22 protein-coding genes are annotated in these 23880 nt (G+C 62.7%); 12 read left to right on the forward strand and 10 right to left on the reverse strand.

What is annotated here, in order from left to right:
• The first annotated feature begins 100 nt into the window (after positions 1 to 100).
• Both AB6724_RS10515 and AB6724_RS10520 read left to right on the forward strand, forming a co-directional pair.
• Positions 101 to 1777 carry a methyl-accepting chemotaxis protein gene (locus AB6724_RS10515; protein ID WP_369338466.1) on the forward strand — a complete coding sequence of 559 codons (1677 nt, stop codon included), beginning with the start codon at positions 101 to 103 and terminating at the stop codon, positions 1775 to 1777.
• 422 nt (positions 1778 to 2199) lie between these two features.
• The gene (locus AB6724_RS10520; RefSeq protein ID WP_369338467.1) at positions 2200 to 3921 is read left to right on the forward strand and encodes a methyl-accepting chemotaxis protein; all 1722 of its coding nucleotides are present in this window, start codon (positions 2200 to 2202) and stop codon (positions 3919 to 3921) included.
• A 43-nt stretch (positions 3922 to 3964) separates the two neighbouring features.
• Here AB6724_RS10520 and AB6724_RS10525 read toward each other — a convergent pair whose 3' ends face one another.
• Complete coding sequence (locus AB6724_RS10525) at positions 3965 to 5257, reverse strand: GNAT family N-acetyltransferase (protein WP_439329853.1); 1293 nt, start codon at positions 5255 to 5257, stop codon at positions 3965 to 3967.
• Between AB6724_RS10525 and AB6724_RS10530 the strand changes: the two genes are divergently transcribed.
• Positions 5256 to 6902 carry an NAD+ synthase gene (locus AB6724_RS10530; protein ID WP_369338468.1) on the forward strand — a complete coding sequence of 549 codons (1647 nt, stop codon included), beginning with the start codon at positions 5256 to 5258 and terminating at the stop codon, positions 6900 to 6902. The two genes, AB6724_RS10525 and AB6724_RS10530, sit on opposite strands and share 2 nt — an antisense overlap.
• Before the next feature lie 50 nt (positions 6903 to 6952).
• A complete protein-coding gene (locus AB6724_RS10535; protein ID WP_369338469.1) occupies positions 6953 to 7291 on the forward strand; it encodes a P-II family nitrogen regulator in 339 nt (112 codons plus the stop codon).
• A gap of 188 nt (positions 7292 to 7479) precedes the next feature.
• Here AB6724_RS10535 and AB6724_RS10540 read toward each other — a convergent pair whose 3' ends face one another.
• From AB6724_RS10540 to AB6724_RS10565, 6 genes are read right to left on the reverse strand one after another with little or no spacing between them, the layout of a single operon-like run.
• Positions 7480 to 8073, reverse strand: coding sequence for an LOG family protein (locus tag AB6724_RS10540; RefSeq protein WP_369338470.1), 594 nt, complete (start codon positions 8071 to 8073; stop codon positions 7480 to 7482).
• Positions 8070 to 8462: a diacylglycerol kinase gene (locus AB6724_RS10545; RefSeq protein WP_369338471.1), complete on the reverse strand. Its 393-nt coding sequence runs from the start codon at positions 8460 to 8462 to the stop codon at positions 8070 to 8072. Before AB6724_RS10545 ends, AB6724_RS10540 begins: the two co-directional genes overlap by 4 nt.
• Before the next feature lie 12 nt (positions 8463 to 8474).
• Entirely contained in the window at positions 8475 to 9023 is a 549-nt protein-coding gene (locus AB6724_RS10550; RefSeq protein ID WP_369338472.1) for an RDD family protein, read from the reverse strand.
• 21 nt (positions 9024 to 9044) lie between these two features.
• Positions 9045 to 9887 (reverse strand): DUF3106 domain-containing protein, encoded by an 843-nt coding sequence (locus AB6724_RS10555; RefSeq protein ID WP_369338473.1) that lies wholly within the window; start codon positions 9885 to 9887, stop codon positions 9045 to 9047.
• A gap of 19 nt (positions 9888 to 9906) precedes the next feature.
• Positions 9907 to 10356, reverse strand: a complete 450-nt coding sequence (locus AB6724_RS10560) for a DUF3619 family protein (RefSeq protein ID WP_369338474.1) — start codon at positions 10354 to 10356, stop codon at positions 9907 to 9909.
• Complete coding sequence (locus AB6724_RS10565; RefSeq protein WP_369338475.1) at positions 10353 to 10922, reverse strand: RNA polymerase sigma factor; 570 nt, start codon at positions 10920 to 10922, stop codon at positions 10353 to 10355. The genes AB6724_RS10560 and AB6724_RS10565 overlap by 4 nt, the downstream gene beginning before the upstream one ends.
• Before the next feature lie 262 nt (positions 10923 to 11184).
• Here AB6724_RS10565 and AB6724_RS10570 point away from each other — a divergent pair, with 262 nt between their 5' ends.
• From AB6724_RS10570 to AB6724_RS10600, 7 genes are all read left to right on the forward strand, one after another.
• A complete protein-coding gene (locus tag AB6724_RS10570) occupies positions 11185 to 12972 on the forward strand; it encodes an acetolactate synthase 3 catalytic subunit (RefSeq protein WP_369338476.1) in 1788 nt (595 codons plus the stop codon).
• A 156-nt stretch (positions 12973 to 13128) separates the two neighbouring features.
• On the forward strand, positions 13129 to 13620 hold the full coding sequence (gene ilvN, locus AB6724_RS10575) for an acetolactate synthase small subunit (RefSeq protein ID WP_092743827.1): 492 nt from the start codon (positions 13129 to 13131) through the stop codon (positions 13618 to 13620).
• A gap of 63 nt (positions 13621 to 13683) precedes the next feature.
• Positions 13684 to 14700 carry a ketol-acid reductoisomerase gene (ilvC, locus tag AB6724_RS10580; protein WP_369338477.1) on the forward strand — a complete coding sequence of 339 codons (1017 nt, stop codon included), beginning with the start codon at positions 13684 to 13686 and terminating at the stop codon, positions 14698 to 14700.
• 197 nt (positions 14701 to 14897) lie between these two features.
• Positions 14898 to 15767 (forward strand): CDP-diacylglycerol--serine O-phosphatidyltransferase, encoded by an 870-nt coding sequence (gene pssA, locus AB6724_RS10585; protein ID WP_369338478.1) that lies wholly within the window; start codon positions 14898 to 14900, stop codon positions 15765 to 15767.
• 227 nt (positions 15768 to 15994) lie between these two features.
• The gene (leuA, locus tag AB6724_RS10590; protein ID WP_369338479.1) at positions 15995 to 17665 is read left to right on the forward strand and encodes a 2-isopropylmalate synthase; all 1671 of its coding nucleotides are present in this window, start codon (positions 15995 to 15997) and stop codon (positions 17663 to 17665) included.
• A 106-nt stretch (positions 17666 to 17771) separates the two neighbouring features.
• A complete protein-coding gene (locus AB6724_RS10595) occupies positions 17772 to 19310 on the forward strand; it encodes a 2-isopropylmalate synthase (protein ID WP_369338480.1) in 1539 nt (512 codons plus the stop codon).
• 112 nt (positions 19311 to 19422) lie between these two features.
• Entirely contained in the window at positions 19423 to 20604 is a 1182-nt protein-coding gene (locus tag AB6724_RS10600) for a serine hydrolase (protein ID WP_369338481.1), read from the forward strand.
• A gap of 123 nt (positions 20605 to 20727) precedes the next feature.
• On the opposite strand, the gene AB6724_RS10605 is transcribed toward AB6724_RS10600, so the two are convergent.
• The 3 genes from AB6724_RS10605 to aat all read right to left on the reverse strand — a co-directional run bounded on the left by AB6724_RS10605 (position 20728) and on the right by aat (position 23215).
• Complete coding sequence (locus tag AB6724_RS10605) at positions 20728 to 21555, reverse strand: IclR family transcriptional regulator (protein ID WP_369338482.1); 828 nt, start codon at positions 21553 to 21555, stop codon at positions 20728 to 20730.
• Between the two features lie 113 nt (positions 21556 to 21668).
• Positions 21669 to 22424, reverse strand: a complete 756-nt coding sequence (locus AB6724_RS10610) for an arginyltransferase (RefSeq protein ID WP_369338483.1) — start codon at positions 22422 to 22424, stop codon at positions 21669 to 21671.
• A gap of 2 nt (positions 22425 to 22426) precedes the next feature.
• A complete protein-coding gene (gene aat, locus AB6724_RS10615) occupies positions 22427 to 23215 on the reverse strand; it encodes a leucyl/phenylalanyl-tRNA--protein transferase (RefSeq protein ID WP_369338484.1) in 789 nt (262 codons plus the stop codon).
• Between the two features lie 227 nt (positions 23216 to 23442).
• On the opposite strand from aat, the gene AB6724_RS10620 reads away from it, so the two are divergent.
• Complete coding sequence (locus tag AB6724_RS10620) at positions 23443 to 23754, forward strand: hypothetical protein (RefSeq protein WP_369338485.1); 312 nt, start codon at positions 23443 to 23445, stop codon at positions 23752 to 23754.
• Positions 23755 to 23880 lie beyond the last annotated feature (126 nt).

A 23880-nucleotide genomic window follows, 5' to 3' on the forward strand; every position in this document is an offset into this window, starting at 1 on the left:
CGGGATGGATACAATTTAAAACGCACCCGGCAGCGATGCCCGGTGCGTTTTTTGTGGCCTGTACAGGCACTTGCCGTCAAGAAAAATGGGGGAGAGTCGCATGAGTTGGAAGATTTCGGACTGGCGCATCGGGACCAAGCTGGGCATCGGCTTTCTGGCCCTGGTGTTTTTCTCTGCCTTGCTGGGCCTGGTGGCCTGGCTGCAACTGACCCAGATTCATGCCGCGGGCATGACGATGTCCGAAGTGGCCCTGCCCAGTGTCTACAACGCGGCCTCCATGCGCTCCGAGTACAACCGCCTGCGCCGCCATGAAGCCGGGATTGCCACCGCGCGCACCCTGGTGGAGATAGAAGGCTACGAGACGCAGAGCCAGCAGCGTTTCAAGACCATTGCGGCTCAGGAGAAGGTGCTGGAAGGCCTGATCGAAGGCGATGCGCTGCGCCAGTCCTATGCGAGCTATCAGAGCCTCAAGGCTCAGTTCGTCAAGCTGCATGAGCAGCTGCTGGCCCGTGCCCGAGACGGCAACTACAACACCGTGGACGACCAGGCCGCCATGGCCGATGAGCTGGGTCTGTTCTTCGCGGGGGAGTCGGAAGCCGCGTTCAGCCAGCTGGCCGAGAGCACGGGCAAGTTCATGACGCTGCAGCTTGAGGCGGCGGCCCGCGCGCAGGAAGCGGAAAAAGCCAGTTTCGCGCTGGCCCGCTACTGGTTGCTGGCGACGCTGGCCCTGGTCATCGTGATCGCGGCCGGGGTCGGCTTCGCGATGACGCGCGCCATCACCGGTCCGGTCGCCACGGCCGTTCAGTTTGCCCAGGGTGTGGCGGCGGGGCAACTCGGCACCGTCATCAGCAACCAGCGGCGCGACGAAATGGGTTTGCTGCTCAATGCGCTCGAGGATATGCGGCGCCAACTCGCGTCCGTGGTGCAGGAAGTACGCGGCAATGCCAACGGCGTGGCCCTGGCCTCGCGCGAGATTGCCCAGGGCAACGCCGATCTTTCGGTACGCACCGAAAGCCAGGCCAGCGCTCTTGAAGAGACCGCGGCCTCCATGGAGCAGCTGGGCTCCACCGTGCGCCAGAACGCCGACAACGCCCAGGCCGCCAATCAGATGGCGAGGAATGCCTCGGATGTGGCGGGACGCGGCGGCGCTGTGGTCGCTCAGGTGGTGGATACCATGAAGGGCATCAACGACAGCAGCCGCCAGATTGCCGACATCATCGGCGTCATCGACTCCATCGCTTTCCAGACCAATATCCTGGCGCTCAACGCGGCCGTGGAAGCCGCGCGTGCCGGCGAGCAGGGCCGCGGCTTTGCCGTGGTGGCGGGAGAGGTGCGCACCCTGGCTCAGCGCAGCGCCGAGGCTGCCAAGGAAATCAAGCAGCTGATTACCGCCAGCGTGGAGCGCGTCGAGCAGGGCTCGCAACTCGTGGACAAGGCCGGCGCGACCATGGCCGAGATTGTCGGCGCCATCGGTCGCGTCACCGACCTCATGGGCGGCATCAGTGCCGCCAGCCACGAGCAGAGCCAGGGCGTGGCCCAGGTGGGCGAGGCCGTGGCTCAGATGGAGCAGAGCACTCAGCAGAACGCGGCCCTGGTCGAGCAGAGTGCGGCTGCCGCCGATTCACTGCAGCGCCAGGCCCAGGCGCTCGTGGATTCCGTGGCTGTGTTCAAGCTGGCCGGTCAGGATCAGGGTTTTGCCGCCTCCGCCATGGCCGCTAGGCCGGCCGGCGCGGGCCGCTTGGCCCGGATCGAGGCCAGCGACCAGGTCTTGCTCTGAGCTAGAGCCGGATCGGGCGCAGCCCTCGGCGCGGCGCCACCCTCTCGGGATTCCCCATCTCCAGGCTGCAATTGCAGCCTGTTTTCATTTGTCTATGCAATTTTTCTTGACCTGCATCAAGAAGGTTGTGTAACTTCGGGGCTCTGTGGAGTGATTTAATCCAAGTCTAATGAATTTGATATTTGATATTTGATATTTGATATTGAATTTCATGACGCTATTGAGCCGCGAGGTGGTTAAAAGAATGCTGTAAGTATTGCGTGCTAAGAAAATGATAATGGGCGACTGGAAGGATTATTTTCTGACGCCGCCAGATGTCGTTTGTTAATGGGTATTCTCAAAAAACTATCGGTTTTATGCAGCGCTTTTAAATTTTGCCGGCGCTCATAATAAATTCAATAAGAGAAGAGGGAGGTGCTTCCATGAAAAGCATCAAAATATCCACCCGTATCCTGGGTGTTTTTGGCGTTCTCGTATTCCTGCTGCTGGCCGTGGTGCTGGTGGCGCTGACGCAGCTGCGCTCCATGCGTGGCAGTACCGAGACCATTACCGATAATGCGCTGCCCAGCGTGGAAATCATCAATGCGATGAACACCGAACTGGTGCGGGCACGGCTGCTGGAACTGCGCCATGTCAACAGCAGCGATCCGGCCTATATGGCTGAGGTGGAAAAGCAGTTTGCCGACCTGCAAAATCGTCTGGCGCAAGACAAGAAAATCTATGAGCCCCTGATCTTCGCCAAAGAGGAGAGGGATCTGTATACCCAGTTTCTCGCCGAGCGTGAGCGTTATGTGGGTTTGAACCAGCAGCTGTTCGCGCTCTCCCGCAACGGCAATCAGGAGCAGGCCCGGGATCTGCTGGGCGCCGAGTCCCTGAAGGTCTACAACGAATCATCGGCCACGCTGAAGAAGCTCACCCAATACAACGGCGACATGGCCAGGAATGAGGCCCGGCTGGCCGAGGCCGTGTACGGGCGCTCGGTCGCGCTGCTGCTGATCGCGGCGGTGGCGGCCGTGCTGCTGGCGGTGGTCGCGGGCATCTGGCTGGTGCGCTCCATACGCGCGCCGCTGGAGCAGGCGGTCAAGGCTGCGGATCGCGTGGCCGGCGGTGACCTCAGCGGCCTCATCCATGTGGAGCGCCATGACGAGACGGGTCAGCTGCTCAATGCGCTGGAGCGCATGCAGACTAGCCTGGTGCAGACCGTGCGCGTGGTGCGCCTGAATGCGGAGGGCGTGGCTTCGGCCAGCGCCCAGATCGCCTCGGGCAATGCCGACCTTTCGAGCCGGACCGAGGAGCAGGCCAGCGCTCTCGAAGAGACCGCGGCCTCCATGGAGCAACTGGGCTCCACCGTGCGCCAGAATGCCGACAACGCCCGCGCCGCCGACCAGATGGCGGCCAAGGCCTCGCAGGTCGCCAAGCAGGGCGGCGCCGTGGTGGCCGAAGTGGTCGAGACCATGAAGGGCATTAACGACAGCAGCCACCAGATTGCCGACATCATCGGCGTCATCGACTCCATCGCTTTCCAGACCAATATCCTGGCGCTCAACGCGGCCGTGGAAGCCGCGCGTGCCGGCGAGCAGGGCCGCGGCTTTGCCGTGGTGGCGGGCGAGGTGCGGACCCTGGCCCAGCGCAGCGCCGAGGCCGCCAAGGAGATCAAGGCCTTGATCAACACCAGCGTGGAACGCGTGGAGCAGGGCACGCAACTGGTGGACCGGGCCGGTGCGACCATGGCCGACATCGTGGCCGCCATACGCCGCGTGACGGACATCATGGCCGAAATCAGTGCCGCCAGCCACGAGCAGAGCCAGGGCGTGGCCCAGGTGGGCGAGGCCGTGACCCAGATGGACCAGACCACGCAGCAGAATGCGGCCCTGGTCGAGGAAAGTGCGGCCGCTGCCGGCGCGCTGCGCAAACAGGCGCAGGATCTGGTGGCTGCGGTGGCGGCGTTCCAGCTGCCCGCCAATGCCTTGTACGAGCAGCGTCCAGTGGCGGCGGCCAGGGTCGTGAGCGCGGCCACCGTGCGGCGCCCGCCGGCGGCTCAGGCCGCTCCCAGGAGCATGGTCCAGAGCGCGGCGCCCCGGGCCTTGGCCGGCCATGGTGCGGCCAAGGCGCCGGTGAACGAGGAGGAGTGGGAGAGTTTCTGAGCCTCCCCTGCTTTGGAAAAGGCCGCGGCGAAGCGGCCTTTCTTCATGCTGCGGGTGGGGCGCCGCGCCGCAGCGGGCTGTGCGCCTGCAGCTCCTGCACATAGCCGGCCATGCCCGCTCCCTCCCGGTCCAGGAAGCGCGCAATCGCATCGGCAAACGCCGGATGGGCCACCCAGTGGGCGCTGGGCGTGGCCACGGGCAGCAGGGCACGCGCCATCTTGTGCTCGCCCTGGGCTCCACCTTCGAAGCTGGCAAAGCCGTGGGCAATGCACCACTCTATGGGCTGGTAGTAGCAGGCCTCGAAGTGCAGGCAGTCCACGCGCTCCAGTGCGCCCCAGTAGCGGCCATAGGCAGCCATGTTCTTGATAGCTGGCAGCGCTTGATCAGTGACGGTTTCATCTAGGTTTTGGGCTGAAACCCTGGCTGGGTCCGCGCTAACTGCTATCAAACTGCAGGCGATCGGCTGCCCGTCGCGCTCGGCGATGAACATGACCCAGTTCTCGGGCATGGTTTGGGCCATGGCCGCGAAGAACTCGGGCGCCAGATAGGGCGGATTGCCATGCTCCAGATAGGTGCGCTCGTAGCAGCGGTAGAAGAAAGCCCAGTCCGCCGCGCCGATCTCCGGGCCTGCCAGGGTTCTGAAACTCACGCCGGCTTCACGGACCTTGCGTCGCTCCTGGCGTATCTTCTTGCGCTTTTCCTGGTTCAGCGAGGCCAGAAACCCCTCGAAGTCCTGCCAGACCGGGCCTGCGCGGTTCGACCAGTGAAACTGCAGGCCGCTGCGCTGCATCCAGCCTGCCTGCTCGCAGGCCGCCAGATCATCGGCGTCGCCGAACAGCAGATGCAGCGACGACAGCTGCATGACGGCCGCCCATTCCTGCACCGCCCGCACCAGCGCCACCCGCAGCGCGGGGCTGCGGGCCAGCAGGCGCGAGCCGGGCACGGGGGTGAAGGGCACGGCCAGCACGGCCTTGGGGTAATAGGGCAGGCCATGCTGCTCATAGGCGCGGGCCCAGGCCCAATCGAACACATATTCGCCATATGAATGGGTCTTGAGATACAGCGCACAGGCGGCCAGCAGCTCGTTTCCATCCCAGAGGGTGATGATGCGAGCGTTCCAGCCGGTTTCGGGCGTGGCGCTGCCGCTGCGCTCCATGGCGGCCAGGTACTCGTGGCGCATGAAGGGTGTGGGCGTGGTTTGCGAGGCCAGCAGCGCATTCCAGGTTTGTGCATCCAGCTGCTGCACGCTGGTGAGCACGCGAGTGATAATCGTGTTTTCGGCCATGCCCTGATCGATGCGGGGGCCGGTGGCCTCACCGCCTTGCTTGCTTTTCATGACGCTTTCCATCTGCTGTGCCCAACGCAATTTTGTCGTGGGTGACCTCTCTGGCAATGTCCAGAAAATCATTGCCGCCGCTGCCGAAGCTTATGCCAACGGAGCCCGCCTGCTGCTCACGCCCGAGCTGTCGCTGTGTGGTTATGCGGCCGAAGACCTGTATCTGCGTCCCGCTTTTCTCGAGGCCTGCGAGGCGGCGCTGCAGCAGCTGCAGGAGGCCTGCGTCCAATGGCCGGGTCTGGCGCTGGTGATAGGCCACCCGCAGCGCGATGCGGCGACCGGTCTGCTGCTGAACATGGCCAGCGTGCTCAAGGACGGCCGGCTGACAGCGGGCTACGCCAAGCAGCTGCTGCCCAATTTCGGGGTGTTCGACGAGCAGCGCTATTTTGCAGCGGGCAACGGCTCCTGTGTGATCGAGATTGAAGGCATCAAGCTGGGTCTGCTGATCTGCGAGGACGCCTGGCATCCGGGCCCGGCCCTGGCCGCGGCGGCCGCGGGCGCGCAGCTGCTGGCCGTCATCAACGCCTCGCCGTTCCATAGCGGAAAACAGGCCGAGCGCGAGACGGTGCTGGCGCAGCGCGCCAGGGAAGCCGGGGTGCCCCTGATCTATTCCCATTTGGTGGGCGGGCAGGACGAGGTGGTGTTCGACGGCTGCTCGTTCGCCGTGCAGGCCGATGGCCGGATGGCGGCGCGCGCGGCCGCGTTCGAGGAAGAGCTGCCCATGGTGGCTGCGCATCTGGTCGACGGCCGCGTCAGCCTGATGGGCGAGCTCAAGCCGCAGCTTGGCCGCGAGCATGCGCTGTGGTCGGCCCTGGTGCTGGCCGTGCGCGACTATGTGGGCAAGAATCGCTTTCCGGGCGCGCTGATCGGCCTGTCGGGCGGCATGGATTCGGCCCTGGTGCTCGCGATTGCCGTGGATGCGCTGGGTGCGGACAAGGTGCGCACGGTGATGATGCCCTCGCCCTATACGGCCGACATCAGCTGGCTGGATGCGCGCGAGATGTCCGAGCGCGTGGGCGTGCAGCACGAGGAAATCGATATCGCGCCGCAGTTCGAGGCCTTCAAGGCCGCGCTGGCCGCCACGTTTGCGGGCCGGGCCGAGGACACGACCGAGGAAAACCTGCAGGCGCGCATCCGCGGCACCCTGCTCATGGCCATGAGCAACAAGTTCGGCCACATCGTGCTGACCACGGGCAACAAGAGCGAGATGTCCACCGGCTACTGCACGCTGTACGGCGACATGGCCGGCGGCTTTGCCGTCATCAAGGACGTGTTCAAGACCGAGGTGTTCGAGCTGGCCCGCTGGCGCAATGCCAACGACCCGTGCGGCACGGGCCTGGACCCCATCCCCGAACGCATCATCACGCGCCCGCCCAGTGCCGAGCTGCGCCCGGACCAGAAAGACCAGGACAGCCTGCCCGCCTACGAGGTGCTGGATGCCATCGTCGCCCGCTACATGGAAAACAATGAAAGCATAAGCTCCATCGTGGCCGAGGGTTTTGTGACGGCCGATGTGGAGCGGGTCACGCGTCTGATACAAATCAACGAGTACAAGCGTCGTCAGGCTCCCGTGGGGCCGCGCGTGAGTGTGCGCAGTTTTGGCAAGGACTGGCGCTACCCCATCACCAACAAATTCCGCGCCTGAGCCCTGGCTGCAGACGCTTTGCCGAATTCAATCAATCTAGGAGTCCCCCCATGAAAATGATTACCGCCGTCATCAAGCCTTTCAAGCTCGAAGAGGTGCGTGAAGCCTTGGCCGAGTGTGGGGTGAACGGCCTGACCGTGACCGAGGTCAAGGGTTTTGGCCGCCAGAAAGGGCATACCGAGCTGTACCGCGGCGCCGAGTATGTGGTGGACTTTCTGCCCAAGGTAAAGATCGAGGTGGTGGTCAAGGAGGAAGATGTGGACCGCTGCGTGGATGCCATCGTGAATGTAGCGCGCACCGGCAAGATCGGCGACGGCAAGATCTTCGTGACCCCCGTGGAGCGAGTGGTGCGCATCCGCACCGGCGAGCTGGACGACACCGCCATCTGAGCCATGTCATTCGGCAACCAAAAAGCCAGACCTTGAGTCTGGCTTTTTTCTTATTCGCTGTGACCGACTCTGCACCCTGGCCGCAGCCCATGAGATTGGCGTGCCCGAGCCAGAGATGCCGAGCAAGGGCCGCCCCGCAGCGCAGGCATTGTCCTCCTCGAGGGAGGCGGCGTAAGCCGCTCAGGGGGTCAAATGACCGAGCGCAGCGAAGGCGTCTCCAGGCGGGTGCCGGAGTTCTGCACCAGGTTCTGCAGCAGCGCGGGCGCATCGCTGCTGCTCTCGATCAGGCCCAGCTGCCACTCGCCCATCAGTCCGCTGCCCACGCAGGACTGCAAAAACTGCAGCATGGTGTCGTAGTAGCCGTCCACATTGATGAGGCCTATGGGCTTGTCGTGGTAGCCCAGCTGGCGCCAGGTCCAGACCTCGAACAGCTCCTCGAAAGTGCCTATGCCGCCGGGCAGGGCGACAAAGGCATCGCTGCGCTCGGCCATCATGGCCTTGCGCTCGTGCATGTTCTTGACGATGTGCAACTCGTCGCAAGCCTGGTTGGCCAGCTCCTTGTCCACCAGCGCCTGGGGAATGATGCCGACCACGCGGCCGCCGGCCTGGCGTGTGGCCTCGGCCACCACGCCCATGAGGCCGCTGCGCCCGCCGCCGTAGACCAGCTGGCCGCCGCGCTCGCCTATCCATTGGCCCACGGCCTTGGCGACTTCGGTGAATTGGGGGTTGGTGCCGGGGCGCGAGCCGCAGTACACGCAAACGGAAAAAGCAGGATATGTCATGCGATGAAACGGTGATAGAGGGCGGCGGCCCAGACGGCGCCGCACAGCCATAGCGACAGAAAGACAGCGGCGCTGCCCATGTCCTTGGCTTTTTTGGAAAGCTCGTGCCACTCCGGGCCCACGCGGTCGATGGCGGCCTCGATGCCGGTATTGAGCAGTTCCACGATCAGTACCAGGGTCACGGTGCCGGCCAGTAGGGTGGTCTGCTCCCAGCTCTGGCCCAGCCAGAAGGCCGCGGGAATCATCACCAGGGCACAGATGGATTCCTGCTGAAAGGCTTTTTCGTGCCAGCCGGCCTTGAGTCCGGCCAGCGAATAGCCGCCGGCATGCAGAAAGCGGGACAGGCCGGTGCGGCTTTTTTGCGGATTGACGGGATCGGGTTGGCTCATGAAGAACGGGAATCAGCGAATACGTTTGGGCGCGGGAGCCTGGTGCACCAGCCGGGTGCCGGCCCAGGCATCGTGCCAGAACTGCTTTTGCGGATGGAAGCGGCTGAGCAGAGCCCAGATCAGAATCCATCCCAGCAGCAGCACCAGCACCTCCAGCGCAGGAAGACCCAGCGGATAGAGCAAGGCCAGCGGCGGCAGCCACCACATCCAGCTGGCGGCATAGCGCAGCAGCGCACGGGTCTGGGTCAGCGGCCGGCCCTGGGCATCCACCACGCGGATATGCCAGGTTTTCATGGCCAGGGTCTGGCCCTTGCTCCAGAACCAGACAAAGTAAATGCCCAGCACCACCAGCATAAAGGCCTGCAGGGCATGGCGGTTGTCCAGCGCGTTGCGGGTCTGGGAAAGCGTGCCGAACAGATAGCCGGCAATGAAGACCACGCCAAACAGCAGCATACCTTCATAAAGCCAGCAAGCCATACGCCGGCGTAGGTTGGGTGCTATCAATGTGGGAGTTTCTGGAGCCGCTGCGGCGTCATCATGAACCCGTGTGTCTTGCTGCATGGGCTCATTGTAGAGGGCGCTTCAGTTCCCTTGAGGGCCGCTGATGCTGCTGCCGTGCGAATCTTGCGCTGGCGCATCCAAAGGCGGCAGCGTGGTGGGCGTGGCACGCGGAATGTCCACGGGCGCGGTCTCCACGATCGCCGAAGGCTGGCGGATGGGCTGGGTCTCCACCATGGCCGGAGTGGCCGGCACGGGCGGCGGCGGGTGGTGGATGGTGGCCGGAGGGATCTTGGGCAGATTCGGCACGGTATTGGGGGTCGCCGTGGCCGCGGGAATGCGCGCCAGCTTCTTGGGCGATACCGGCTTGATGGCCGGGGCGGCCGTCACCACCTTGGGTGCGGCACGGGCGGCCAGCAGGCTTTTTTCTTCTTCGCTGAGCGCCTGATAGGCCTCCCACTGGGCCTGCTTGTCGGTGGCCAGCTTGTTGGTGATGGCAAAGTTCAGCCGGGCCTGGTTGCGCTGGGCAGCGCTCAGGCTGGACCAGGATTCCATGCGGCCGCGCAGTTTCTCCTGCTCTTTTTCACTGAGCTTGTCGAAGCTGTCGGCCAGGGCAATCCAGCGGCGTTTCTGTCCCGCGCCAATCATGGGCCAGCGCTCTTCCAGGGGGTTGAGCACCTCGCGCTGGTGGCGGCTCAGCTCGGCCCAGCGCGGGCCCGCCGCCATCGTGCTGGCTTTTTGGCGGCTGCCCGCATCGGCATGCATGGCCTTGGAGGCCGCGACCGTGGCCGGCGGCACGGAACTGGGGGCCAGCCTGACCTGCTGCACCACGCTCCAGCCTGTCCAGGCCAAGGCCATCAACAGCGCCGCCGCCATGACGGCGGCGGTGTTGCCAGGTTGCAGAAGGTTGCGCTTTTCAGTAGGCATTCAGATGCGAGGAGCGGTATCAGTGCTCTGTGGCGGGGGCAGAGGTCTTGAGGAACTGGACGAAGCCGGGGTCGGCATAGGCGGCGGGCGGCAGATCATCGGTCAGCAGGGCGGTATCCACCTCGGTGACCTCGCTCAACACGCTTTGATCCGATTGAGCGTTATAAACCACGAGGCCGGCAATCAGCGCAAAAACCGGAATCGCCGACACCAGGGCGCGCCACCAGCCGCGGCCCTCTTCTTCGGGGCTGCCCAGCGTCATGGTGTGGCCATGGGCCGAGGCTGCGGCCTGGGTGCGCAGCACGGAAACCTCGCGGCGGCGCTCGGACACGGCTCTCTCGCGCGAGGCGCGCAGGCGCTCTATCACCTCGTAGGGCAGCAGGGCTTCACCCTCACTCAGTCGGGCAGTGATCTGACGGGCAATACGGTCGGCAGCCTGTTCTTGCCGGAGTGTGGGCGCGGATTTCATAACTCGATTCCTTTAGCCTTGAGTGCCTTGCTCAATGTTTGTATGGCGCGGAAACAGTGTGTTTTTACACTGCCTTCGGAACAACCCATAGCGGCAGCGGTCTCTGCGACATCCATCTCTTCCCAATAACGCATGAGAAACGCCTCGCGTTGACGCGTCGGCAGCTCCTGTATTTCTTTTTCTATGCTTTGCAGAACCTGTTTGCGTTCCGTCAGGTTTTCGGCGTTGTGGGTATTGGCCTCGTCGCTGTTGGTGGCATAGGTTTCCAGCCAGTCGAAGTCTCCATCGTCGTCCGAAGACGATTCCAGGTCGCTGAAGTGGGTAAAGACCGCGTTCTGGGTCTTCTGGCGGCGGAACCAGTCCAGCGTGCAATTGGAGAGAATGCGCTGGAACAGCATGGGCAGCTCGTTGGCCGGCTTGTCGCCATAGTGCTGGGCCAGCTTGAGCATGCTGTCCTGCACTATATCCAGGGCGGCCTCCTCGTCGCGGACGTGGAAAACGCTGCGTTTGAACGCACGTTTTTCGACGCCTTTGAGGAATGCAGACAGTTCTTGTTCTGTGGCCAAGAGAGAAAAACCCTGGAAAAGCGGGGGCAGGCCCCTTGGGGAAAGGGACGATTATCGCATCGACTGATGTTTTTTGGCGTACTGCGATCGAGGGTCTTGTTGCAGTGCGATAATGTTTCGACTTAAAGAAGCAAACGGATCACGGTCCGGCGTACACACAAACGCCCATGGCTCGTGGTCTTAAGTCCTAAACCGGCCTCACAAGGGCTTCAGGCTAAGGGCACCGAAGGTTTTTCGTTAGAGAAATTCACAAAGGTTGATCATGGAAATCTCCAAAGCCGAGCTGGCCTCCGCGGCCGCCGCATCCTCCCCCAAGAGCGCCCAGGAATTGATGGGCTCCGAGATCCTCGTCAAATCGCTGCAGGCCGAAGGCGTCAAGCAGCTGTGGGGCTATCCCGGCGGGGCCGTGCTCTATATCTACGACGCGCTCTACAAGCAAGACAGCATTCAGCATGTGCTGGTGCGCCATGAACAGGCCGCCGTGCATGCAGCCGACGGCTTTGCGCGTGCCACGGGCGAGGTGGGTGTGGCGCTGGTGACCTCCGGCCCCGGCCTGACCAACGCGGTCACCGGCATCGCCACGGCCTATACCGACTCCATCCCCATGGTAGTGGTGGCCGGCCAGACGTCGACCAACTACATCGGTACCGACGCATTCCAGGAATGCGACACCGTCGGTATCACTCGTCCCATCGTCAAGCACAACTTCCTGGTCAAGGATGTGCGCGATCTGGCAGAGACCATGAAAAAGGCTTTCCACATTGCCCGCACCGGCCGCCCCGGTCCCGTGGTGGTGGATATTCCGAAGGACGTGTCTTTCAAGAAGGCGCTGTACACCGGTTATCCCGAAAAAGTGGAAATGCGCTCGTACAACCCCGTCAAGAAGGGGCATGCAGGCCAGATCCGCAAGGCCCTGCAGCTGCTGCTATCGGCCAAGCGCCCCTATATCTATACGGGCGGTGGCGTGCTGCTGGGCAATGCCTGCAACGAGCTGCGCACCCTGGTGGACATGCTGGGCTACCCTGTGACCCACACGCTGATGGGTCTGGGCGCCTATCCGGCCAGCGACAAGAAATTCCTGGGCATGCTGGGCATGCACGGCACGATCGAGGCCAACAACGCCATGCAGAACTGCGATGTGCTGCTGGCCGTGGGTGCACGCTTCGACGATCGCGTGATCGGCAACCCCAAGCACTTCATGTCGGTGGAGCGCAAGATCGTTCACATCGACATCGATCCTTCCTCCATCTCCAAGCGCGTGAAGGTGGACGTGCCCATCGTGGGCGATGTGAAGGACGTGCTGACGGAGCTGATCGCCATGCTGCGCGAATCCGCCCAGCGTCCCGATGAGGGCGCCCTGGGTCAGTGGTGGGAGACCATCGAGGGCTGGCGCAGCCGCGACTGCCTGAGCTACGACAAGGCCAATACCGAAGTCATCAAGCCCCAGTATGTGGTCGACACGCTGTGGAATATGACCAAGGATGCCGACGCCTACATCACCTCCGACGTGGGCCAGCACCAGATGTGGGCCGCGCAGTACTACCGCTTCGACGAGCCGCGCCGCTGGATCAATTCCGGCGGTCTGGGCACCATGGGTGTGGGCCTGCCTTACGCCATGGGCATCAAGCTGGCCAAGCCCGACTCCGAAGTCTTCTGCATCACGGGCGAAGGCTCGATCCAGATGAACATTCAGGAGCTGGCTACCTGCAAGCAGTACAACACGCCGGTGGTCATCTGCGCGCTGAACAACCGCTTCCTGGGTATGGTGCGTCAGTGGCAGGAAATCGAGTATTCGGGCCGTTATTCGAGCAGCTATATGGACTCGCTGCCCGACTTTGTGAAGCTGGCCGAGGCCTATGGCCACCGCGGCCTGCTGATCGAAAAGCCTGCCGATGTGGAAGCTGCGCTGCGCGAAGCGCGCCGCATCGTGCGCGAAGAAAGCAAGACGGTGTTCCTGGACTTCCGCACCGATCCCACCGAGAACGTGTTCCCCATGGTGCAAGCCGGCCGTGGCATCACGGAAATGCTGCTGGGTGCTGACGATTTGTGATGGCTGGCGGCCGGTTTCGCATGAAATCGGTCATAAGCTCAAAGCTGTCAAGCGCAAGTAGCTATATTCTTAATAGCGTTTTTCGACGAATCTATTGTCCGCCGAGCCTGGCACTTACCGGTGCCAGGGGAGGGCGGCGAAAAGAGGAATCCTTCAATGAAACACATCATCGCCGTGCTGCTCGAGAACGAGCCCGGAGCACTGTCGCGCGTCGTGGGCCTGTTCTCGGCCCGCGGCTACAACATCGAATCGCTGACCGTGGCGCCCACCGAGGACGCATCGCTGTCGCGTATGACCATCCAGACCACGGGTTCGGACGACGTCATCGAGCAGATCACCAAGCACCTGAACCGGCTGATCGAAGTGGTGAAGGTGGTGGACCTGACCGAAGGCGCCTATACCGAGCGCGAGCTCATGATGGTCAAGGTGCGCGCCGTGGGCAAGGAGCGCGAGGAAATGAAGCGCATGGCCGACATCTTCCGCGGCCGCATCATCGACGTCACCGAAAAGAGCTATACCGTGGAGCTCACCGGCGACCAGTCCAAGAACGATGCCTTTCTGCAGGCCATCGACCGCACCGCGATCCTGGAGACCGTACGTACGGGCGCCTCGGGTATTGGCCGCGGCGAACGCATTCTGCGTGTCTAATCAACGCTTTTGAAACTGTTCAAACCTTTTTAACCCCCTAGAGACAAGAGACCTGGAGCCATCATGAAAGTTTTCTACGACAAGGACTGTGACCTGAGCCTGATCAAGGGCAAGACAGTTGCCATCATCGGCTACGGCAGCCAAGGCCATGCCCACGCCCAGAACCTGAACGACAGCGGCGTGAAGGTCGTGGTCGGTCTGCGCAAGGGTGGCTCTTCCTGGGACAAGGTCGGCAAGGCCGGCCTGACCGTGATGGAAGTCAACGATGCAGTGAAGGCCGCCGACGTGGTCATGATCCTGCTGCCCGACGAGAACATCCCCGAGGTGTACAAGAACAACGTCGAGCCCAACATCAAGCCCGGCGCGACCCTGGCTTTTGCCCATGGCTTCAACGTGCACTACAACCAGGTCGTGCCCCGCGCCGATCTGGACGTGATCATGGTCGCCCCCAAGGGCCCCGGCCACACCGTGCGCTCCGAGTACCTGAAGGGCGGCGGCGTGCCTTCCCTGATCGCCATCTACCAGGACAAGAGCGGCAAGGCGCGTGACGTGGCCCTGTCCTATGCCATGGCCAACGGCGGCGGCAAGGGCGGCATCATCGAAACCAACTTCAAGGAAGAAACCGAGACCGACCTGTTCGGCGAGCAGGCCGTGCTGTGCGGCGGCGCGGTGGAACTGGTGAAGATGGGCTTCGAAACCCTGACCGAAGCCGGCTACGCTCCCGAAATGGCTTATTTCGAGTGCCTGCACGAGCTCAAGCTGATCGTGGACCTGATGTACGAAGGCGGTATCGCCAACATGAATTACTCCATCTCCAACAACGCGGAGTATGGCGAGTACGTGACCGGCCCCGAAGTCATCAACGAAGAATCGCGCAAGGCCATGCGCAACGCGCTCAAGCGCATCCAGAGCGGCGAATACGCGAAGATGTTCATCAGCGAAGGCCGCCTGAACTATCCTTCGATGACCGCCCGTCGCCGTCAGAACGCCGAGCACGCCATCGAGCAGGTTGGTGGCCAGCTGCGCTCCATGATGCCCTGGATCTCCAAGAACAAGCTGGTTGACCAGAGCCGCAACTGATGCATGCAGCCCGTCCGGCACCAGCCGGATGAGGCGTGTCGGCAAGAGGCCACCCGCAGGGTGGCCTTTTTCATGCCGGATGCGGCGCGCATGGCGGGTACACTGGCAGCAGGGGCATTGCCGAGATGGCGGTGCTTAAAATACTATGCTTTTAATAGCTGCATGCATATGACATGCAAGCACTGGAGGTCTGTTTAATGCAAAACAGCAACGAGCCCGGCGAAGTCGGCGGCATGCCGCGCAAGCTGCGCAAGGGCATTTATGTGCTGCCCAATCTGTTCACCCTGGCGGCGCTGTTTGGCGGTTTCTACGCCATCGTCATGGCCATGAACAACCAGTTCGAGCTGGCTGCCGTGGGCGTGTTCTGCGCCATGGTGCTCGACAGTCTCGACGGCCGCGTGGCCCGCATGACGCATACGCAAAGCGCGTTTGGCGAGCAAATGGATTCGCTCTCCGACATGGTGTCCTTCGGCGCCGCGCCGGCCCTCATCGCCTATGAATGGGCGCTGCGCCCGCTGGGCCGCTGGGGCTGGATTGCGGCCTTTGTCTACTGCTCCTGCGCGGCTTTGCGTCTGGCGCGCTTCAATGTGAATACCGGCGTGGTGGACAAGCGCTATTTCCAGGGCATGCCTTCGCCCGCGGCCGCGGCCCTGGTGGCCGGCTTCATCTGGCTGACCAGCGCGCTCATGGTCTCGCACCGCGATGTGCCCATCTTTGGTGATGTGATCTCCTGGTTCGGCGGCTATCCCACGGACCGCTCCGATCTGTCCTGGATCATGTTCGCCATCACGCTGTTCGCCGGCCTGACCATGGTGACGAATATTCCCTATTACAGCTTCAAGGACATAGGCGGCGCTAAGAGCATGCCTTTCGTCACCCTGGTGGTGGTGGCGCTGTTGATGGCGGTGGTGAGCATCGAGCCCGCGACCATGCTGTTCCTGGTGTTTGTGGGCTACTCCGTTTCCGGCTATGTGATCTACGCCTGGCGCCGCGCCAAGGGCGAGCATGTGAGCATCGTGGCCACCAGCAAGGACGAGCCCGACGAGCGCGGCCTGCACGAGGATTGAGCGGGCGGCAAAAAACTTGGCGTCCCAAACATTTATTGTGTTAAAGTGATCCGCATGCAAAACCTGTCGCTAGCTCTACTACTAATGTCCAACGGGCAGAGAAAGTAGCGCGCGCGTACAAACACACCCTACTTGGCGGCCCGTAGCATCAGCGACGGGCCGTTTTTGCTTTTGGGCGTCGCTGGAACTGGGTTCAATTTCCTCCATTTCGACTGAAGAGACTCACCATGTTGCAAAACCCTTCCACCAAATACCGCGCTTTCGCCCCCGTGCGCTTGAGCAATCGCACCTGGCCCGACGCGGTAATCACCAAGCCCCCGGTCTGGTGCAGCGTGGACCTGCGTGACGGCAATCAGGCTTTGATCGAGCCCATGGACATCGAGCGCAAGATGCGCATGTTCGAGCAGCTGGTGGAGATCGGCTTCAAGGAAATCGAGGTCGGCTTTCCCTCTGCCTCTCAGATCGAGTTCGACTTCCTGCGCAAGCTCATCGAGGAAGACCGCATTCCCGATGACGTGACCATCCAGGTGCTGACCCAGGCGCGCGAGCATCTGATCCGCCGCACTTTCGAGGCTCTGGAAGGCGCGCCGCGTGCCATCGTCCACCTCTACAACGCCACGGCGCCCGTGATGCGCCGCGTGGTGCTGAACATGAGCGAGGACGAGATCGTGGAGCTGGCGGTGACCAATGCGCAGATGTTCAAGGACATTGCCGCCCAGTATCCGCAGACCCAATGGACCTTCCAGTACTCGCCCGAGATGTACTCGGACACCGAGCTGGAGTTCTCCAAGCGCGTGATCGATGCCGTGACCGCCGTGTGGCAGCCCACGCCCGAGAACAAGTGCATCATCAATCTGCCCACCACGGTGGAGCATTCCACGCCCAATATCTTTGCCGACATGGTGGAGTGGACGCACCGCAACATCGAGCGCCGCGACAGCGTGGTGATCTCGGTCCACCCGCACAACGATCGCGGCACGGGCACGGCGGCCGCCGAGCTGTCCCTGATGGCCGGCGCCGACCGTCTTGAAGGCTGCCTGTTCGGCAACGGCGAGCGCACCGGCAACCTGGACGTGGTCAATGTGGCCTTGAATATGTATATCCAGGGTGTGAATCCGGGCCTCGACTTCTCCAATATCGACGATATCCGCGCCACGGTGGAGCACTGCAACCAGCTGCCCGTGCACCCACGCCACCCTTATGTGGGTGATCTGGTCTATACCTCCTTCTCCGGCTCCCACCAGGACGCCATCAAGAAGGCTTTCGCCGCCCACAAGGAGGGCGATATCTGGGATATGCCTTATCTGCCTATCGATCCCAAGGACCTGGGCCGCAGCTACGAAGCCGTGATCCGCGTGAACAGCCAGTCGGGCAAGGGCGGCATCGCCTATCTGCTCGAGAGCGAATACGGTTTGCAGCTGCCGCGCCGCCTGCAGATCGAATTCAGCCAGGTCGTGCAGCGCGAGATGGATGCCAGCGGCAAGGAGCTGTCGGCGGCCGATCTCTGGGAGCTGTTCCAGCGCGAATACGGCGTGAATACCGTCAAGTCCCCCCAGTACCGATTGAGCGAGGCGGACGGCGTGGTCAGCATGAATGCCGAGATCGAAGTGGAGGGCGAGAAGTATTTTTTGGACAGCGAAGGTACGGGCCCCATTGACGCCTTTGTTCAGGCGCTGTCGGCTGCAGTCGGCCGCAATGTGCGCGTGCTCAACTATGCCGAGCATGCGATCGGCGAGGGCGCGAACGCCAAGGCCATTGCCTATGTGGAGCTGCGCGTGGACGAGGCCCAGGTCTGCTACGGCGTCGGAGTGGATGCCAACATCGTGTCCGCCTCGCTGCGCGCCATCATCTCGGGAGTGCAGCGCGTCCCGGCCGCCGAAGAGGCGGCAGCTGTCTAAATCGTTTCCGAGCCGGTGCCGCCAAAAGCGCACCGGCTTTTTTGTCGGCAGTCCTTGGTAGAAAAACGGTGCCTTACCGGCGCTACAACTTAAGCGAGACCCCATCATGTCCGATCAGCTGATCATTTTCGACACCACTTTACGCGACGGCGAGCAGTCGCCCGGCGCTTCCATGACGCGCGATGAAAAGCTGCGCATCGCGCGCCAGCTCGAGCGCCTGAAGGTGGATGTGATCGAGGCGGGCTTTGCCGCGGCATCGAACGGGGATTTCGAGTCCATCCAGGGCATTGCGCACGCCATCAAGGACTCCACGATCTGCTCGCTGTCGCGCGCCAACGACCGCGACATCGCACGCGCGGCCGAAGCGCTCAAGGGCGCGAACCGCGCGCGCATTCACACCTTCATCGCCACCAGCCCGCTGCACATGGAGAAGAAGCTGCGCATGACGCCCGAGCAGGTGCTGGAGCAGGCCAAGCAGGCCGTGCGTTTCGGCCGCAACCTGATCGATGACATCGAGTTCAGCGCCGAAGACGGCTACCGCAGCGACCCCGAGTTCCTGGCCCGGGTGATCGAGGCCGTGATCGCCGAAGGCGCGACCACCATCAATGTGCCCGATACCGTGGGCTATGCGATTCCCGAGCTCTACGGCAACTTCATCAAGGATTTGCGCGAGCGCGTGCCCAACAGCGACAAGGCCATCTGGTCCGTGCACTGCCATAACGATCTGGGCATGGCCGTGGCCAACTCCCTGGCCGGCGTGAAGATCGGCGGTGCACGCCAGATCGAGTGCACCATCAACGGCCTGGGCGAGCGCGCCGGCAATTGCTCGCTCGAAGAGGTGGTGATGGCCATCAAGACGCGCAAGGATTACTTCGGCCTGGACGTGAACATAGACACCAAGCACATCGTGGCCGCCAGCCGCATGGTCAGCCAGACCACGGGTTTCGTGGTTCAGCCCAACAAGGCCGTGGTGGGGGCGAATGCCTTCGCCCATGCTTCGGGCATCCACCAGGACGGCGTGCTCAAGGCGCGCGACACCTACGAAATCATGCGTGCCGAGGATGTGGGCTGGACGGCCAACAAGATCGTGCTCGGCAAGCTCAGCGGCCGCAACGCCTTCAAGCAGCGTTTGCAGGAGCTGGGTGTGGAGCTGGACAGCGAGGCTGCGGTCAATCAGGCCTTCACCCGCTTCAAGGAGCTGGCCGACCGCAAGAGCGAGATCTTCGATGAGGACATTCTGGCTCTGGTGAATGCGGATGGAGCCTCGCACCAGGAGGATCCGTTCCATTTCGTCTCGCTGGCCCAGCAGAGCGAGACGGGCGAGCGCCCCCATGCCACCGTGGTGTTCAGCAGCCAGGGTCGGGAGGTCAAGGCCGAGTCCGATGGCAACGGCCCGGTCGATGCCTCGTTCAAGGCCATAGAGTCCGAGGTCAAGAGCGGGGCCGAAATGGTGCTGTATTCCGTCAACGCCATCAGCGGCTCCACCGAGAGCCAGGGCGAGGTGACGGTGCGCCTGCAGCGCAACGGCCGCGTGGTCAACGGAGTGGGTGCTGACCCCGATATCGTGGTGGCGTCGGCCAAGGCCTACCTCAGTGCGCTGAACAAATTGCATAGCAATATGGAAGTTGTCGCTGCACAAGGTTAAGTGCTGGATTTATAATTTCACCAAGATTATCGAAAAGGTTGTGCAAGTGCTTGTCACTTCACAACTTTTTTGATTGAATTAAATCCTTACACCTTGTTGTCTGGAGTATCGCATGCCGCTGCTTCGTCCCTTTCGCCTAGCCAAACTCGCTCAGCTGATGTCTTTGACGCTGCTGAGCTGTGCGCTGGCAGCTCCCGCGGCCCATGCCGCAAGCGCCAAAAAAGAAGTCAAAAAGCCTGCCGCTGAAGTGTCGGCCAAGAAGTCCGCAAAGCAAGCGGCGGGCAAGGGTCGCGTAGTGGCCGAGGCCAAGGGTAGCAAGACGGCCAAGGGCAAGGCGGAGGCTCGTCATCACTCCGGCAAGGCGGTGGCCAAGGCCGAGAAGGCTGAAGCGGCCTCCGGCAAGAAGCGTCTGGCCAAGGCCGGTGTCGTCGGCGGTGCTGCCGTGGCCGCGGCTGTGGCCGCAGAGCCCGCACGCCTGTCCTATGGCCAGATGGCCGGGCTGCATGCCGTGGGCGACCCGCTGGCTTTGCAAAGCAGTGTGGCCTATGTGGTGGATCAGGATACGCACGAGGTTTTGCTGAGCAAGAATGATCAGGCGGTGCTGCCCATTGCCTCGCTGACCAAGCTCATGACGGGTTTGCTAGTGTCCCAGGCTCATCTGCCCATGGACGAGATGATCACCATCACCCAGGACGATGTGGATACCGAAAAGCACAGCAGTTCGCGCCTGCGCGTGGGCACCACGCTCACGCGCGCCGAGATGATGCACCTGGCGCTGATGTCCAGCGAGAACCGTGCGGCTCATGCGCTGGGTCGCACCTATCCCGGCGGTCTGTCCCAATTCGTGCAGCTGATGAATGCCAAGGCGCATCAGCTGGGCATGAAGGACACACGCTATGTGGAGCCTACGGGCCTGTCCAGCAGCAATCAGTCCAGCGCCCGTGACCTGGCCTTGCTGGTCGGCGTCGCGCATGGCGATCCTCTGATGCGCGAATACACGACTTCGCCGGGCTACGAGGTGGCCGTGGGCCGTCGCACGCTGCAGTTCAACAACACCAACCGCCTGGTCAAGAGCGACAACTGGGACATCGGCCTGCAGAAGACCGGCTATATCTCCGAAGCCGGTCGTTGTCTGGTGATGCAGGCTCAGGTTGCGGGCCGCAAGCTCATCATGGTGTTCCTGGATTCCGCGGGCAAGTTCAGCCGTATCGCCGATGCCGAGCGCGTGCGCCATTGGGTGGAGGGCATGGGTCCCACGGCCAGCAGCTCAATGGCTCACCGCATTCGTGGTTGAGTCCGGGGCTGGCCCGATATAAAAAAGCGCTACCTGGTGTAGCGCTTTTTTTATGAGAAATCAGCCTGTAGCCATTGCTGGATCGGTGCCATGCGCTCACAAAAAGTGAGCGGGTGCCTGCACTCAGCCGTGCTGGCTGCGGCTGTAGGGGTGCGACGGCCGCGTGGCCGGGTGGGCGCCGCCATAGCCCAGGGCTGCGGAAATTTCCTGCACCGCCGTCTGCAGCTTGGGAGCCCAGCTTTCGTCCAGGCGGTCCGCGGGAGCGGAGATGGACAGGCCCGCAATCAGCTTGCTCTGGTCATCGTAGATGCCGGCGGCCATGCAGCGGACTCCGAGTTCCAGCTCTTCGTTGTCACGTGCGATGCCGTACTGGCGCACTTTCTCGAGCTCGTGTTCAAGCTCGCCCAACTGGGTGATGCTGAAGTGCGTCTTGCCGGGCAGGCCGGTGCGCGTGGCATAGGCGCGCACCTGCTGGGAATCGTCGGCCGCCAGGAACAGCTTGCCGTTGGAGGTCAGGTGCAGAGGGGCGTGGCCACCGATCGCGCGCACGACCTGCATGCCCGAGCGCTCGCTGTAGGCGCGCTCCACATACACGATCTCGTCTCCCTGGCGTACCGAGAGGCTGATGGGCTGCTGAATGAGTTTGTAGAGCTGGCGCATGGGCGTGAGTGCCACTTCGCGCACGTTCAGGCGGGCCTTGACCAGATTGCCCAGTTCCAGAAAGCGCATGCCCAGGCGGTAGCTGCCCGATTCGGGGCGGTCCACGAAGCGGCCCAGGGCCAGGTCGTTGAGAATGCGGTGCGTGGTGGAGGGGTGCAGGCCGGTGCGTTCGCTGATCTCCTTGAGAGAAACCGCTTCCTCGCGCGATGCCAGCACGTCGATCAACGTGAACATGCGTTCCAGAACCTGGACGCTGGGCTTTGCGGAGGCCGAGAGCTCGTCTTTTTTCATACGGTGGAGATGCGTTTCGGAATCAAGGCATTCTAGCGGCGCAAAGCCGGTGCGAGCATGTCGCCGGCCCATATATCCATTGCCATGGCTTGCCGCGGCTTGCTGCAAGATTGCTAGCGTGCTGCGCTTTGTCGGTCTACGCGCTGCCAGCGTTCGCCCTGGCGGATTTCGTGGGGCAGGAAGCTGGCTTTGTAGCCCATCTTCTGGCTCTCGGCAATCCAGTAGCCCAGATAGACATAGGGCAGGTTCATGGCGCGGGCCTGGTCGATCTGCCAGAGCACGTTGTAAGTGCCGTAGCTGGCGTGATCCTCGGGATCGTAGAAGGTGTAGACCGCGGAGAGGCCGTCTTCCAGCACGTCCAGGATGGAGAGCATCTTGAGCGCGCCGGGCTCGCCGTCCGTCGAGGGCTTGCGAAACTCCACGAGCCGGGAGTTGACCCGGCTTTGCAGCAAAAACTGCGTGTACTGGTCCACGCTGTCGTGGTCCATGCCGCCGCCGCTGTGGCGGTGCTGCTGATAACGCAGGTACAGCTGGTAGTGTTCGTCGCTGTAGTGCAGTCTCTGTATGGAGGTCGTCAGCCCTGCATGCCGTGCCGAGGCGCGCCGCTGGCTGCGATTGGGGCGGAATTCGCTGGCCAGTATGCGCAGCGGAATACAGGCCTGGCAGCCATCGCAATAGGGGCGGTAGGTGAACATGCCGCTGCGGCGAAAACCCAGGCCCACCAGCTCGGAGTAGGCGGCGTTCTGAATGAGGTGGCTGGGTGTGGCGACCTGGGAGCGGGCCATGCGGCCTGGCAGGTAGCTGCAGGGGTAGGCTGCCGTGGCATAGAACTGCAGAGCATGCAGCGGAAGATCGTTCGGATGCGTCATGTTCAGGCCGGGGCTGCTGGCGATGATGCGGGTGCGGAGGGTCTGTCCGCGCCTGGGTCCAGCAACTGCTCCCAGTATACGGGTGCAAACTTCCACTGCATATCCGGCAGCTGACTCTGTTTCTTGACCGTCTGTACGAATCGCGAGCGCGCAATTTCATGCCCGCCCATGAAAGACAGGTGAGTCGTGGCCTGCTGACAGTCGATCTGCGGGACATCGTGGGCCTTGCACAGCGCGACCAGGGCGGACAGGGCTATCTTCGAAGCGTCCGTCATGCGCGAGAACATCGACTCGCCAAAAACCGCTCGGCCCAGGGCCACGCAATACAGGCCGCCCACCAGCTCGCCGTCCACCCATGTCTCCACGCTGTGCGCCGCGCCTTGCATATGCAGCTCGGTATAGGCATCCACGATGCTCTGCACAATCCAGGTGCCGTTCTGTCCGTTGCGAGGCGTTTGTGCGCAGTGCTCCATCACGGTGGAGAAGGCGCTGTCGATGCGGATTTCGCAGCCTGGGGTGGTGCGGAACTTTTGCAGGGTTTTGCGCAGGCTGCGGTGCAGGCGGAACTGCGCGGGGTTGAGCACCATGCGCGGATTGGGAGACCACCAGAGCACGGGCTGGCCTTCGCTGAACCAGGGGAAAATGCCCTGGCCGTAGGCTTGGCGCAGGTGGGCGGCGTCCAGGGCGCTGCCTGCGGCCAGCAGGCCGGGAATCGGATCCTGTTCGCCCCAGGTCGAATCGACGGGTGGAAAGTCTTGTGCCGGCTGCAGCCAGGGCAGGGAATGCGTCATGTGTGGCCTGAATTCGTGGGCTGCTCCAAGTCTTGCACAGCTTGGGTGCAATGCAAGCGTTGGATGGCAGGTGTTTCACCAATTAGCCATGCAGGTAAGCCTGCCTCCTACGAGGTGAACTCTTTTCCGGAGACACGTGCCGGAAAATAGCGACGTTACGCTGAGGGTATTGGCCTGTTGGACGGGTGCAATCGATGCGCTGCGCCGCGGCCGAAGGAGGACGGAAAATGTTTTTCGGCAAGATTTTTGGCTTCGGCTTTTCTGAGCCCCGTTACATCCGTCGCACGCGCGCCTATCTGCAGGAGGCTCGCATGGCCATGCTCGAGCACTCCATTGCCGCAGAGTATTACCAGTCCTCGGCGCAGATGTATGCCGAGCGTGCGGCCAGGCTCGAGGAGGAGCTGCGCGCCTGGGACCAGTGCGAGCAGCAGCATGTGCCCGAGCTGTCGCGCCACTATGGCCTCCACATGCATGTGCCCCCCAAATCCGTGGCGATGGAGGCACCGCCGGTATCCGGCGCCGTGGTGCGCGCGGCCTGATGCCAAAAGCAAAGAAAAAAGCCTGTATGCATGCATACAGGCTTTTGAGCTTGGCTCCTCAACCTGGGCTCGAACCAGGGACCTACGGATTAACAGTCCGGCGCTCTACCGACTGAGCTATTGAGG

It is taken from the genome of Comamonas guangdongensis (genome assembly GCF_041079535.1).
GTDB classification, from domain to species: domain Bacteria; phylum Pseudomonadota; class Gammaproteobacteria; order Burkholderiales; family Burkholderiaceae_C; genus Comamonas; species Comamonas guangdongensis.